The 13451-nt window shown below is 41.7% G+C and carries 13 protein-coding genes; 12 read left to right on the top strand and 1 reads right to left on the bottom strand.

The window, feature by feature from the left end; all coding sequences use genetic code 11:
• The first annotated feature begins 59 nt into the window (after positions 1-59).
• From CSV60_RS13040 to recO, 6 genes are read left to right on the top strand one after another with little or no spacing between them, the layout of a single operon-like run.
• Positions 60-2177 carry an HD family phosphohydrolase gene (locus tag CSV60_RS13040; protein WP_099637306.1) on the top strand — a complete coding sequence of 706 codons (2118 nt, stop codon included), beginning with the start codon at positions 60-62 and terminating at the stop codon, positions 2175-2177.
• A 15-nt stretch (positions 2178-2192) separates the two neighbouring features.
• Positions 2193-2666, top strand: a complete 474-nt coding sequence (gene ybeY / locus CSV60_RS13035) for an rRNA maturation RNase YbeY (RefSeq protein ID WP_099637305.1) — start codon at positions 2193-2195, stop codon at positions 2664-2666.
• A gap of 4 nt (positions 2667-2670) precedes the next feature.
• Positions 2671-3021 (top strand): diacylglycerol kinase family protein, encoded by a 351-nt coding sequence (locus CSV60_RS13030; protein ID WP_099637304.1) that lies wholly within the window; start codon positions 2671-2673, stop codon positions 3019-3021.
• A gap of 28 nt (positions 3022-3049) precedes the next feature.
• Positions 3050-3463 (top strand): cytidine deaminase, encoded by a 414-nt coding sequence (locus CSV60_RS13025; RefSeq protein ID WP_099637303.1) that lies wholly within the window; start codon positions 3050-3052, stop codon positions 3461-3463.
• The gene (gene era / locus CSV60_RS13020) at positions 3444-4352 is read left to right on the top strand and encodes a GTPase Era (protein ID WP_099637302.1); all 909 of its coding nucleotides are present in this window, start codon (positions 3444-3446) and stop codon (positions 4350-4352) included. The genes CSV60_RS13025 and era overlap by 20 nt, the downstream gene beginning before the upstream one ends.
• A 30-nt stretch (positions 4353-4382) precedes the next feature.
• Positions 4383-5177, top strand: coding sequence for a DNA repair protein RecO (gene recO / locus CSV60_RS13015; protein ID WP_099637301.1), 795 nt, complete (start codon positions 4383-4385; stop codon positions 5175-5177).
• A gap of 28 nt (positions 5178-5205) precedes the next feature.
• Here the strand turns inward: recO and CSV60_RS13010 are convergent, their stop codons facing one another.
• A complete protein-coding gene (locus tag CSV60_RS13010; RefSeq protein WP_099637300.1) occupies positions 5206-6585 on the bottom strand; it encodes a glycine--tRNA ligase in 1380 nt (459 codons plus the stop codon).
• 314 nt (positions 6586-6899) lie between these two features.
• Between CSV60_RS13010 and ccpN the strand changes: the two genes are divergently transcribed.
• The 6 genes from ccpN to CSV60_RS12980 all read left to right on the top strand — a co-directional run bounded on the left by ccpN (position 6900) and on the right by CSV60_RS12980 (position 13441).
• Positions 6900-7538 carry a transcriptional regulator CcpN gene (gene ccpN, locus CSV60_RS13005; RefSeq protein ID WP_099630211.1) on the top strand — a complete coding sequence of 213 codons (639 nt, stop codon included), beginning with the start codon at positions 6900-6902 and terminating at the stop codon, positions 7536-7538.
• An 11-nt stretch (positions 7539-7549) separates the two neighbouring features.
• Positions 7550-8368: a pyruvate, water dikinase regulatory protein gene (locus tag CSV60_RS13000; RefSeq protein WP_099630210.1), complete on the top strand. Its 819-nt coding sequence runs from the start codon at positions 7550-7552 to the stop codon at positions 8366-8368.
• A gap of 173 nt (positions 8369-8541) precedes the next feature.
• The gene (gene dnaG, locus CSV60_RS12995) at positions 8542-10359 is read left to right on the top strand and encodes a DNA primase (RefSeq protein ID WP_099637299.1); all 1818 of its coding nucleotides are present in this window, start codon (positions 8542-8544) and stop codon (positions 10357-10359) included.
• Between the two features lie 15 nt (positions 10360-10374).
• Positions 10375-11544, top strand: coding sequence for an RNA polymerase sigma factor RpoD (gene rpoD, locus CSV60_RS12990; RefSeq protein ID WP_099630208.1), 1170 nt, complete (start codon positions 10375-10377; stop codon positions 11542-11544).
• Positions 11545-11624: 80 nt separating this feature from the next.
• Positions 11625-12191, top strand: a complete 567-nt coding sequence (locus CSV60_RS12985; RefSeq protein WP_099637298.1) for a hypothetical protein — start codon at positions 11625-11627, stop codon at positions 12189-12191.
• 110 nt (positions 12192-12301) lie between these two features.
• The gene (locus CSV60_RS12980) at positions 12302-13441 is read left to right on the top strand and encodes an acyl-CoA dehydrogenase family protein (RefSeq protein WP_099637336.1); all 1140 of its coding nucleotides are present in this window, start codon (positions 12302-12304) and stop codon (positions 13439-13441) included.
• The last annotated feature ends 10 nt before the right edge of the window (positions 13442-13451 follow it).

Genomic DNA, 13451 nt, shown 5'->3' with positions numbered 1-13451 from the left:
ATGAATATACATAGTTAGACATTCATGTGCGGAACATTTGCCGAAAAGGAGGCAACTGCATGACAGCTTTAAAGGAACTATTTTCACAACTAAGAAAAGTGAAATTTACCTTTCTTTTGCTTCTTGTCGTCTCTCTTTCCAGTATCCCATTGTTTTTTCTAATGTATGGCAGTACACAAAACGAAACGTACGAAATTTCAGCTTTTGAAATTTCACCGAAAACTATACGTTCACCTAAAACAATAGAAGATATCGAAAAAACCGAACTTGAACGTGTACGGGCAGAACAGGCGGTACCTAATTCCTATCGTTTTTCAGAGGATGTTATGAAAAACCGCCAAGCGATCCTCGGTTCCATCTTTACTGCAGTCAGTGATGTCAAAGTCGAAGCGACAGAAGATCCTGGCATGACGTCAAGTTCTAAAATGAAGTTACTTCAAGAGAAGTTGGAAGGACTGCAAAAAGAACAAGCTTTATTACCCGTTACACATGACCAACTTAAGCAGCTGCTTACGGCTGAACAAAATGATCTAAATAATTTGCATGAATTACTGACACTTGTAGTGGGAAGAGAGTTATCGAAGCCGTTTAAAGCTGAACAAGTGCCGATTCATCGCTATGAAGTGGAGCGCAGAATTCGTGAAACTACTACACTACCGAGAGATTTGCTTGATGTTGCGCTATCCCTCGGGCGAATGGCAGTAGTGGAAACAGAGGTAGTCGATGAAGAATTGACTGTTAAGAATCAGACGGATGCGCGGGCTTCAGTTGAAGCCATTCGTATTTTACAAGGACAAGTCATCGTACGTGAAGGACAGTTGATCGATCGTGATGTGTATCACCAGCTCAAGCTTTCAGGAGTCCTAACTAATCAGTCTTCTCTTAAACCGATGTTCGGCATTGTTTTGTTTGTTTTGTTCGTATCGGGTTTGATTGCCATACACTTCGGCAAGTCCAAAAGAGATGAGGCATTCAAAAAGAAAGCACTAGGTATTTTCTATAGTATTTTCCTGCTATCCGTCGTTTTAATGAAAATCGTCGGCTACATCGATCGTGAGTTTGATGTCCTCATTGCGTTTTTATTTCCGACGGCTCTCGTGCCGATGCTGATCAAGCTATTAATTAACGAGCGTTCAGCAGTACTTGCGACGATAATTACGTCTGCGACAGCCGGTATCATGATGCAAGAAGGCTTGGCCGCAATTATGCAAATGGAAGTAGCGCTGTATATTCTATTCGGTGGGATTGTGAGTATTTATTTACTAAGTGAACATGGTAGACGCTCAACGATTTTACAGACAAGTCTCGGTGTGGCGGGATCAAACATGATGTTCATCATATTTTATTTATTGATGACACAGACTAGTTATACAACACCCGAGCTGATTTTCTATGCGGTGGCAGCCATCTCATCAGGTTTGTTGTCTGGGGCTTTGACGATGGGGTTATTACCATTTTTCGAGTCGAGTTTTCACTTGCTTTCTAATATGCGTTTAGTGGAGCTTTCGAATCCTAATCATCCGCTACTAAAGAAAATCTTAGTGGAGACACCGGGGACATATCATCACAGCATTATGGTTGCGAATATAGCGGATGCGGCGTGTGAGGCAATTGGAGCCAATGGGTTGCTCGCGCGTGTTGGCAGCTATTATCACGATATCGGGAAGACTATACATCCAGGATTCTTCATTGAAAATCAACATAATGGCCGTAATCTACATGATGCACTGACACCCGAGAAAAGTCGTGATATGATTATAGCCCACGCGGAAGATGGAGCGGAAATTTTGGAGAAGCATCGTATGCCAAAAGAGCTTATAGCTATTGCAAGACAGCATCATGGAACGAGTAGCGTCAGATTCTTTTATCAGAAAGCGAAAGAAACCAATCCCGATGTGAATGAAGACGAGTTCCGTTATCCTGGTCCAAAACCGCAAACGAAAGAAAATGCAGTGATCATGATTGCAGACAGTGTGGAAGCTGCGGTGCGTTCTATGAAAGAACCGACACCTGAAAAAATTGCCACGCTCGTCAACGCGATTGTGCGGGGGAAATTAGAAGATGATCAATTTGATGAATGTGATTTGTCGTTAAAAGAAATTAAACTAGTGAAACAAGCCATTAATGAAACGTTAAATGGGATCTTCCATAATCGGATTGAATATCCCGATAAGTAAAGGAGCAGAGCAACTATGATAGATTTTTATTTCGAAGATGAAACAGAAATCGTGGAACCGAGTTCGGAAGCTTTGATCAAGGATTTGTTGACTCACGCGTCAAGAATGGAGAAAATGGAAGGTCTGTATGAGTTGTCTATTACGTTTATGGATGATGAATCCATTCAAGCTGTGAATGCTGAGTACAGAGGCAAAGACCGTCCAACCGACGTTATTTCATTTGCGCTAGAAGAGTTGTCGGAAGGAGAAGTGGCAATTGTTCAAGAAAGCGATATGCCTGTTGTATTGGGGGATATCGTGATTTCCATCGATACAGCAAAACGTCAGGCTATTGAATATAATCACTCGTTCGAGCGGGAACTCGGGTTTCTTGCATTACACGGATTCTTGCATTTACTCGGATATGATCATCTCGATGAAGAGGAAGAACGTGAGATGTTCGGCAGACAGACAGAGATTTTAACTGCATTCGGTTTGGATCGGCAGTGAGTCTATGCAGAAATTCTTGAAATCATTCCTCTATGCGTGGCAAGGCATTAAAGACGGCTTTAGGCAAGGTCGGAATATGAAATCTCATGGGTTATCCGCAATGATCGTGTTGATTGCGGGTTGGTTCACCGGTCTGTCACAAATAGAATGGATGATCATTTTTATCGTCATTGCAGGGGTGATGGCGCTTGAATTAATGAATACAGCAGTGGAATATGTAGTGGATCTTGTCACAACGGAATTCCATCCACTAGCGAAAAAAGCAAAAGATATTGCAGCTGGATCAGTTTTCGTGTTTGCCATAGCCAGCGCGATTATCGGCTGTATAATTTTCTTTCCGAAATGGTTTGGTTAAATTTATCGAATGAAGGGATGGTATGTAGATGCAAGTAGAACAATTAATGAATGAAGCAAAGCAAGCGATGAAAACGGCCTATGTGCCCTATTCAAAATTTCCAGTAGGTGCTGCATTAGAGGCTAGTGACGGTACCATATATCGTGGATGCAATATTGAAAACTCTGCGTATGGTTTATCCAATTGTGCAGAGAGAACAGCTATTTTTAAAGCGATATCTGAAGGTGTTACATCGTTCAAGTCAATCACAGTAATTGGCGATACGGAAGGTCCAATCGCGCCGTGCGGTTCTTGCCGTCAAGTCATTGCGGAATTTTGCGCACCGAACATGCCTGTATACTTGACGAATTTGAAAGGTGATATACACGAAACAACAGTAGACCAGCTATTGCCGGGTGCTTTTTCCAAGGAGGATTTAGATTATGCAGAAGAACAACTTTAAGTCAGGCTTTATTTCCATTATCGGACGTCCCAATGTAGGAAAATCTACATTTATCAACCGCATGGTCGGTCAAAAAATTGCGATCATGAGCGACAAGCCGCAAACTACACGAAACAAAGTACAGGGAATTGTGACAACCGATACATCTCAGATGATTTTCATCGATACACCAGGCGTTCACAAACCGAAACACCGCCTAGGCGACTTCATGTTGAAAGTGACACGCAGTACGCTAAGCGAAGTCGACGTCATCATGTTTATGGTCAATGCGGATGAAAAAATCGGTACAGGTGATAGATTTATTATGGAATGGCTCGAGAAATCCAAGACTCCTGTATTTTTGGTCATCAATAAAATCGACCTTGTGCATCCTGATCAATTATTCGAGATCATTACATCGTATACAAATGAAATGAAATTTGCGGAAGTAGTTCCAATCTCTGCGCTAAACGGCAATAATATTGAACGATTGGTGGAAACGCTAGAAAGTTATCTAGAAGAAGGCCCACAATTTTATGATGCAGAGCAAGTGACGGATCACCCAGAACGTTTCATCATTTCCGAAATGATTCGTGAAAAAGTGTTGCATACTACACGCGAAGAAATACCGCACTCGATTGCGGTGGCGATTGAAAGCATTGAGCAAGACCCGGCAACTGACAAAACGCATATCCGTGCGACCATCATAGTGGAACGTGATTCACAAAAAGGGATTGTCATCGGTAAAGGTGGAAAGCTCTTAAAAGAAGTCGGTGTGAAGGCAAGAAAAGATATCGAAATGTTGCTTGGACATAAAGTGTATTTGGAGCTATGGGTGAAAGTCCAAAAAGACTGGCGTAACCGTCCAAGTCGTTTGAAAGAATTCGGATTTAACGAGGAAGACTACTAAGCTGTCTGTCCTGCTAAAGGAGAGAGCGTGTTGCTGAATAAGTTGGAAGGCTATATTATCAAGAGTATTCCTTACGGAGAATCCAATAAAATCGTGACGATCTATACGAAAGAAGCGGGGAAGATCACGACGATGGCAAGAGGTGCGAAAAAGCCCGCGAGTCGCTTAGCGGCTATTACACAAACCTTTACGCACGGCTATTTTCTTGTTCGGGCAAGCAGGGGCATGGGATCGCTTGAGCAAGGCGAGCTTATCAGCAGCGTCCGTCACATTCGCTCTGATTTAGAGACGACTGCATATGCGGGCTTGATTGTAGAGTTGCTTGATCGCCTAACGGAATCTGAACAGCCGAATGCAAGCATATTTCGTTTGCTTGACGAGTCATTTAATGCTATGGAAGAAGGCTATGACGCAGAAGCTATCACACTGTTCGTTCAGTGGAAGATGCTACCGGTTGCTGGAATACACCCTATACTTCACGAGTGTGCCAGCTGTGGCGCTACAGAAGGTGAATTCGCATTTTCTTTCCAGCAGATAGGTTTTCTCTGTCATCGCTGCTTTCATGTCGATCCGTATATCATTCGGCTGTCACCTACACAAATTAAATTGATTCGAATGTTTTATACTGTTCCGCTCGATCAGATTGGTAAGCTGACGTTGAAGAAACCGACGAAAACATTTATGGCGAAGCTTGTTTCGACGATTTATCAGGAGCAAACCGGAATCTATCTAAAATCCAGAAAGTTCATTGAACAATTGGAACGTACACCTGAATTGCAAAAACCAAAAGAACGAACTAAAGAAAGCCCAGAAGAGGAAGGCTGATGCCAACTTCTCCTGGGCTTTCCTATGATTAGAATTGTAGGTGTTTCTGAATATATGCTGTAACGTCTGCAATAGGCATGCGTTCTTGTTCCATGGAATCACGGTGACGAACAGTCACTTGTTGGTCTTCTAGTGAATCAAAGTCAAATGTAATACAGAATGGAGTTCCGATTTCATCTTGACGACGGTAACGACGTCCGATGGATTGGGAATCATCATATTGTACTGGGAAATGCTTTGAAAGCTCTGCATATACTTTTTCTGCATCATCCGCAAGTTTTTTGGACAATGGAAGGACTGCTGCTTTGATTGGTGCTAATGCTGGGTGGAAACGAAGAACTGTACGTGTATCGCCGTCTTCAAGTTCCTCCGTATCGAATGCGTCACATAGGAAAGCCAACGTTACGCGGTCCGCCCCAACGGAAGGCTCGATACAGTACGGTACGTATTTTTCATTCGTAATTGGATCTTGGTAATGGAAGTCCTCGCCTGAATATTCCATATGACGCTTCAAGTCGAAGTCTGTACGGTTAGCGATTCCCCATAGCTCTCCCCAGCCAAATGGGAATTTGTATTCGATGTCCACAGTTCCTTTAGAATAGTGGGATAGCTCATCTTCATTGTGTTCGCGAAGACGAATATTATCTTTCTTCAAACCAAGTTTCAATAATAATCCTTCAGACTGGTCAATCCAGTACTTATACCACTGCTCATCGTCGCCTGGCTTACAGAAGAATTCAAGTTCCATTTGTTCAAATTCACGAGTACGGAATGTGAAGTTACCCGGTGTGATTTCGTTACGGAAACTTTTTCCTACTTGTGCAATACCAAAAGGTACTTTCTTTCTCATAGAGCGTTGAACATTTTTGAAGTTCACGAAGATACCTTGTGCTGTTTCAGGACGTAGGAAGATTTCGTTAGCAGAGGAATCTGTTACACCTTGACTTGTTTTGAACATTAAGTTGAATTGACGGATTTCAGTATAATCCAACGCACCACATGTAGGACATTTGATTTCGTGTTCTTGAATCAAATCGAACATTTTATCAAACGGTAGGCCATCTACGACCATTTCAATTCCTTTCGCATCCAAAGCTTCTTCAATTAATTTATCTGCACGGTGGCGGGTTTTACATTTTTTACAATCGATCATCGGATCGTTGAAGTTTCCAATATGACCGGATGCTTCCCAAACTCTTGGGTTCATCAAGATTGCGGAATCAAGACCTACGTTATAAGGTGATTCCTGGATGAATTTCTGCCACCAGGCACGCTTGATATTGTTTTTCAGTTCGACACCTAGTGGACCGTAATCCCAAGTGTTCGCTAAACCACCATAAATATCAGACCCTGGGAATACGAATCCCCGTTGTTTTGAAAGATTGACTACTTGTTCCATAGATAACATTCTAAACGCCTCCAATTAAAATAAGCACACGTCTCCGGACATAGATCATGTCCGGGGACGAGTGCATGATAACCCGCGGTTCCACCCCGATTGGTTTTTCAACCCACTTTCATAATGAACGTTTCAACTCCCGGCTGCCGTTTCGTGTAGGTACAGGCTTTCACTATCCCTGCTCGCTCAAAATATACACTACTTATTGACCGTTCTTCGTTTACTTGATTCAAAATTAGTTTAGCATGCTTCTCCTTTCTTCGCAATAGCGAGCGTGTTGATATATAATTAGATAGTAAATACAACTTTGAAGTCTGAAGGCGGTGACATGTTTGGAATTAAATACACGTCAGAATGAAATCCTCGACATCGTCAAAGGAAACGGTCCGATTACAGGAGAGCAAATTGCTGAACGTTTACATTTAGCACGCGCTACGATCCGGCCAGATTTAGCAATCTTGACGATGGCTGGATTTTTGGATGCACGACCGCGTGTAGGTTATTTCTATTCAGGTAAGAAACCTATTAAATCCGTTGCGGATGGCATGGTGGATATGATTGTAGCTAATTATCAATCGAGGCCAGTCGTCATCACTGAAAATCTATCAGTATATGACGCGATTTGCCAACTGTTTTTAGAGGATGTTGGAACACTATTCGTAGTGGACCAGCAGTCGTTATTGACAGGCGTTGTATCACGTAAGGATCTGTTGAGAACGAGCATCGGAAGAACAGAACTAGAAAAGATACCCGTGCATGTCATTATGACAAGAATGCCGAATGTCACATATTGCAAAAAAGAAGATACACTCATTTCCGTTGCCAAAAAAATGATGGACAGCCAAATCGATTCATTACCTATAGTTCAAGAGCGTAAAAACGGACTTGAAGTAATGGGACGAGTGACAAAAACAAATATTACTGCCGCTTTTCTTTCATTAGTGGAAGATCAAGATGTGTGAGGAGTGACTACATGACAAAATTCACATTATTCATTGTCTCCGATTCCGTCGGGGAAACTGCAGGTCTTGTGACGAAAGCGGCTGCGAGTCAGTTTCGTCATGATTTAGAGACGGTTTCAATAAAAAGGTTTTCGTATATAGAAGAGAATTCACAATTAGAAGAAATTGTTTTCTTGGCAAAGCAACAGCAAGCGTTGATTGTCTTTACTTTGGTCAAAAGCCAGATGAGGGAACAGCTATATGTACTTTGTGAAGAATTGGAAGTCCCTTTCGTAGACTTACTCGGTCCATTGATTGAGAAGATGGGGGACCAATTGAAACAAGAACCATTTGAAGAGCCGGGTCTTGTCAGGAAGTTAGATGATGACTATTTCAAAAAAATCGAAGCCATCGAGTTTGCAGTTCGCTATGATGACGGAAGAGACACGCGTGGTATATTGGAAGCAGACATGGTTCTAATCGGTGTGTCGCGAACATCCAAAACTCCTTTATCTCAATATCTTGCGAATAAAGGTTTTAAAGTGGCCAACGTGCCCCTTATGCCAGAAGTAGACCCACCATCAGAACTTTTCTCCATTGACCCTACAAAGTGCTTTGGCCTATGTATTTCCGTTGAGCAATTAAATTCGATTCGGAAATCTCGCTTGGAGGCATTAGGCTTGAAAGATGATGCAAACTATGCGAAAATAGCACGTATTCAACAAGAGATGGACTATTTCAATGAAATTACTACACGTGTCGGTTGTGAAGTCATCGATGTGACGAATCGCGCGGTAGAAGAGACAGCCAATACGATTCTTAAAGCATTTTCAGCAAGGAAGGCCAACTGAACGAACTAGTTGGGTCTTCTTTTTTCTGTGTGTGTGTGTGTCTACTCGGCTAACATGTCATAAATGTGACATAATTGCAGATACTGAAAATAGTTATAGCAAAAAATGTCGATAAAGAAGGATTTTTGGAAAACGTCTAGAATTTATGTATATAGAGTGGAAATGGTGATAGAATGACAAGAATATCTGACGAAACAATTGAGGAAATCCGTTCAGGAACTGACATTGTCGATTTGATCAGCGAATATGTCCAATTAGCAAAAAGAGGTAAAAACTGGTTTGGACTCTGCCCATTCCATGAAGAAGGTAGCCCGTCTTTCTCTGTTTCCGAAGACAAGCAGTTATTTCATTGTTTTGGTTGCGGCGCAAGCGGTAATGCCATCACGTTCATGATGGATATGGAAAATCGATCATTCATTGACTCCATCGTCAAACTAGGCAGTCGAATGGGATTAGAGTTGGAAAGTTCCCAAACAGACAACCAAGCGTCAAAATCCTCGTCTAATCAAAAAATGCTGAAAGCCTACACACTGGCTGCTAATTTTTATAGCCATCTGCTCTTAAACACCATAGAAGGCGAAAAAGCATTAGAATATCTAGAAAAAAGAGGATTTACGCGTGATGAGATAGAACAGTATGAAATAGGATGGTCTCCCGTTCAGTCAGATGCCTTATCGGCACTGCTGAAGAGACAAGGTTTTGATATGCAAGAAATGGAAACGGCAGGACTTTGTTTCCATAAAGAAGATGGCTCAGGTTATTTTGACCGTTTCAGGGGAAGGATCATGTTTCCGATTCAGGATGATAATGGTGCAACAATCGCATTCTCCGGCAGAAGGTTGGAGGATTCTTCTTCTGACGCTAAATATATCAATAGTCCAGAAACTCCCGTCTTTGAAAAAAGTAAGGTTTTGTTTAATTTTCACCGAGCACGTCTTAATGTTCGAAAAACGGGTAAAGTAGTACTATTCGAAGGTTTCATGGATACGATTGCAGCAGATCGTGGCGGAATAGGAAATACGGTGGCTGTTATGGGTACTGCATTATCCGCGCATCATATCGTGAAATTAAAGCGAATGGCAAAAAAAATAGTCATTTGCTGTGATGGTGACTCAGCTGGCTGGGGGGCTGCCAAACGATTTGCTGACCAATTAATGGATAGCGCAATGGATGTACTCGTTGCCACTTTGCCAGACAAAATGGATCCTGATGATTATATCAGTCAGCATAGTTCAGAAGTATTTTCGGAAAAGGTGCTTGATCAAGCGTTGTCCTATATTTCTTTCGTAGCGGCCTACTATAGAAGAGATAAGAATCTATCTGTCGATCATGATATCAAGCAATACGTACATGAAGTATTTGACGAACTGGCTCACCGTTGTTCTCCTATTGAGAAAGATTTATTGATCCAGCAACTCCACAATGAAACACATGCTTCAAAAGAGTCACTTGAACAAGAATTTACTAAGTCGATTGCAAAAAAGGCGAAACAATCGAAACAATCGCATGATTCAAGTCCTGATGAAAGCAGAACTGTACAAGTTACGAGGGTCCCGGCGAATCGTGCAGAAACAGATCGCGCGGAACAATTACTTCTTGCACATCTGCTGATGGACGCAGATCTATTCGAGGAAAAACGACTGGAACTTCAAGATTTATTTGTAAGAGATGATGTCATCAAAATATTCTTTAAGTTGGCAGCGTTTTATGAACAATATGATTTGCCAAACTATCAGCGATTTGCAGAAATGTTGGAAGACAGGCAACTGAAGAAAGTCGTCATGGAAGCCATCTTAACTGAACGTTCAAAGGAGCATACCACACAAGAAGTAAATGACTGCATCCGTCATTTAAAAAGAAATCAAATGAAACGTCTAATTGATCAAAAGCGACACGAATCTAAAGAAGCAGAAAAAAGGAACGACCTACTGAAAGCAATGGAGTTGGCCTCGGAAGTAATCCAGCTTGTGAGATCGTTAAAGGTTCTGTAAGGAGGTATAGTCACTATGACAAAAGAAGAACAAACGGGAGAAGTAGAATTGACTCTTGAAGAAGCAAAAGCAGCAATTATTGAAGCAGGTAAAAAAACAGGTGAACTAACATTAGAGGATGTAACAGAAAAACTGGCATCTTTTGAAATGGAGCCAGACCAATTTGAGGAGTTTTTAGATCAGATTGAAGCGCAAGAAATCGAAATGGATAGAAAAGAAGAAGCTGATCCCAAGGCTGAAAAAGAAGAGCAATTTGATTTAAATGATTTAAGTGTGCCACCTGGCGTAAGAATCAACGATCCAGTCCGTATGTATTTAAAAGAAATAGGACGAGTAGATTTATTGACAGGTAAAGAAGAAGTAGAATTAGCGATTCGGATTATCGATGGTTTAGCTGCTGAAACAGAGCTTGAGGAAACAGGGAAAATGACACCTGCATTAGATGCTACTATTATTCGTGGTGAGAATGCCAAAAAGAAATTGGCTGAAGCGAACTTACGTTTAGTTGTCAGTATTGCAAAACGCTATGTCGGTCGCGGTATGCTATTCCTAGATTTGATTCAAGAAGGAAATATGGGTCTTATTAAAGCTGTTGAGAAATTTGACCATACGAAAGGCTTTAAATTCAGTACGTATGCAACTTGGTGGATCCGCCAGGCAATCACACGCGCAATTGCGGATCAGGCACGTACCATTCGTATTCCTGTGCATATGGTGGAAACGATCAATAAATTGATTCGTGTTCAGCGTCAATTGCTCCAAGATTTAGGACGAGAGCCTTCCCCGGAAGAAATCGGAGAAGAAATGGACTTGACTCCAGAAAAAGTTCGTGAAATATTGAAGATTGCTCAAGAGCCCGTTTCATTGGAAACGCCAATTGGTGAAGAAGACGACTCCCACCTTGGTGATTTTATCGAAGACTCAGAAGCGCAGTCTCCTTCAGACCATGCAGCGTATGAATTGTTAAAGGAACAACTTGAAGATGTTTTAGATACATTAACAGATCGTGAAGAAAATGTATTACGTTTACGTTTTGGTCTAGACGATGGCCGCACACGTACGCTTGAAGAAGTGGGCAAAGTATTTGGTGTTACGCGTGAGCGTATTCGTCAGATCGAAGCAAAAGCACTTAGAAAGTTACGCCACCCATCACGCAGCAAACGACTTAAAGACTTCTTAGAATAATAGGTGCATCGGCTGGAAATAGCCGATGCTTTTTATTCTTTATTTTAAAAAAGAAGATTGATACTATTGGAGGAGAAAGGATGGCTATAGATAAGAAACAGATCATCATTTCTGAAATCCGGTATTGGAAAGCCAATAAACTCCTGCCTGAGCATTATTGTGATTTCCTGATAACCTTGTATGCACAAGGAGAAGATCCCGACGAAGTGGCAGAGAAAGAATCTTCCACAATTCAAATGGAACGCAGAAAGTTGCGAGCCAAACAATTTATGATTTTGCTTATTAGCCTATTGCTTGCAGGTGTAGCATCAGTTGCTATGTTTGTACTGACGGAATATCCAGTCGCCACATTGACTGTTGCAGCTGTATTGGCTATGACTTTCCTAACGTTCGTATCGGGAAAAACATTCAGTAAGAAAGGTTTTGCACCATTTCTCTACATATCGATGGCTTTTCTTTTATTGATGATGTCATTGAAGATTTGGACTGCATTTTTTGATGGGGACACGACATTATTGATCGGACTCCTCGTGTTGAATTGCGGTTTATGGTTATTTACTGGAAGAATATTAAAGTTACTATACTTCACTATTTCAGGCTCACTAGGTCTATTGACAGTAGTCGCATTTTTACTATTATCTATATAAACGGACGGAATGTAATGAGGTATTGTTATATTCCGTTCTTTTTCTATATACTAGAATGTAAGGGCTTACAAGTGTAATAGAATGGTATAAGTGGAGAGAGGATGATCATGGTGAACTCTGATTTAACTCAAGAACAGCAAATGGTGAAAAAACTGATGAGAGATTTTTCAAATGAGGAAGTAGCGCCAGGTGCAGTAGATCGTGATCGCTCGGGAAAGTTCCCGGTGGAAATTTTTCAAAAGCTTTCAGAAATGGGCATGATGGGCTTACCATTTCCCGAGAAATACGGGGGTGGTGAGGCAGACACGATCAGTTTTGCTATCGTTACGGAAGAATTGAGCCGTGCATGTGCATCGACGGGTATTACGTATTCCGCTCATATTTCACTAGGTGGTGCACCTCTCAACTTATTTGGAACAAAAGAGCAAAAGCAGAAGTATCTAACGCCGATCTGTACTGGCGAATCCTTTGGGGCTTTCGGTTTGACAGAGCCTAATGCTGGATCTGATGCTGGTGGAACAGAGACGTCTGCTGTGCTTTCTAACGGGCAGTATACGATCAACGGCTCAAAGGTCTATATTACCAATGCAAGCTACGCTAAACACCTAGCATTGACTGCTGTGACGGGTCGTGAAGACGGCAAGAAAGAGATTAGCGCAATTATCGTACCGACAGATTTAAAAGGCTTTAAAATTATCGATAACTATGAAAAAATGGGCTTGCATGCTTCCAATACAACAGAATTGTTGCTTGAAGATGTAGTAGTTCCAGAAGAGAATCTACTTGGCGAGAGTGGAAAAGGGCTTCAGCAATTCCTTGTAACGCTTGACGGTGGTCGTATCGGGATCGGTGCTATGGCAGTAGGTATTGCACAGGCAGCTTATGAGAGGGCTTTGAAGTATTCAAAAGAACGTAAGCAATTCGGAAAGACGTTATCCTCTTTCCAAATTACACAATTCAAACTGGCTGATATGGCGATGAAGATCGAACTTGCACGGACTATGATGTATAAAGCGGCCTGGCTGAAAGACCAAGGTAGAATGTTTACAAAAGAAGCCTCGATGTGTAAATTATATGCTTCCGAAATTGCTATGGAAGTTGCCGATGAAGCGATCCAAATACACGGTGGCTATGGCTATATGCGCGAGTACGAAGTCGAACGTTATTTACGTGATGCCAAGCTCCTTGAAATTGGAGAAGGTACTTCAGAAGTACAGCGGATGGTCATCGCTAGACAACTAGGTTGCTAAATTGCGAATT

The organism is Sporosarcina sp. P7 (assembly GCF_002743425.1).
Classification (GTDB): Bacteria; Bacillota; Bacilli; order Bacillales_A; family Planococcaceae; genus Sporosarcina.
This window is presented reverse-complemented; position numbering and strand designations above follow the sequence as displayed.

Excerpts from the sequence above, each read along its gene's own strand:
- CSV60_RS13030 (WP_099637304.1), top strand. The coding sequence starts at position 2,671 with ATGCAGAAATTCTTGAAATCATTCCTCTATGCGTGGCAAGGCATTAAA.
- era (WP_099637302.1), top strand. The coding sequence starts at position 3,444 with ATGCAGAAGAACAACTTTAAGTCAGGCTTTATTTCCATTATCGGACGT.
- CSV60_RS13040 (WP_099637306.1), top strand. The coding sequence starts at position 60 with ATGACAGCTTTAAAGGAACTATTTTCACAACTAAGAAAAGTGAAATTT.
- CSV60_RS13025 (WP_099637303.1), top strand. The coding sequence starts at position 3,050 with ATGCAAGTAGAACAATTAATGAATGAAGCAAAGCAAGCGATGAAAACG.
- CSV60_RS13000 (WP_099630210.1), top strand. The coding sequence starts at position 7,550 with ATGACAAAATTCACATTATTCATTGTCTCCGATTCCGTCGGGGAAACT.
- dnaG (WP_099637299.1), top strand. The coding sequence starts at position 8,542 with ATGACAAGAATATCTGACGAAACAATTGAGGAAATCCGTTCAGGAACT.
- CSV60_RS12985 (WP_099637298.1), top strand. The coding sequence starts at position 11,625 with ATGGCTATAGATAAGAAACAGATCATCATTTCTGAAATCCGGTATTGG.
- rpoD (WP_099630208.1), top strand. The coding sequence starts at position 10,375 with ATGACAAAAGAAGAACAAACGGGAGAAGTAGAATTGACTCTTGAAGAA.
- ybeY (WP_099637305.1), top strand. The coding sequence starts at position 2,193 with ATGATAGATTTTTATTTCGAAGATGAAACAGAAATCGTGGAACCGAGT.
- CSV60_RS13010 (WP_099637300.1), bottom strand. The coding sequence starts at position 6,585 with ATGTTATCTATGGAACAAGTAGTCAATCTTTCAAAACAACGGGGATTC.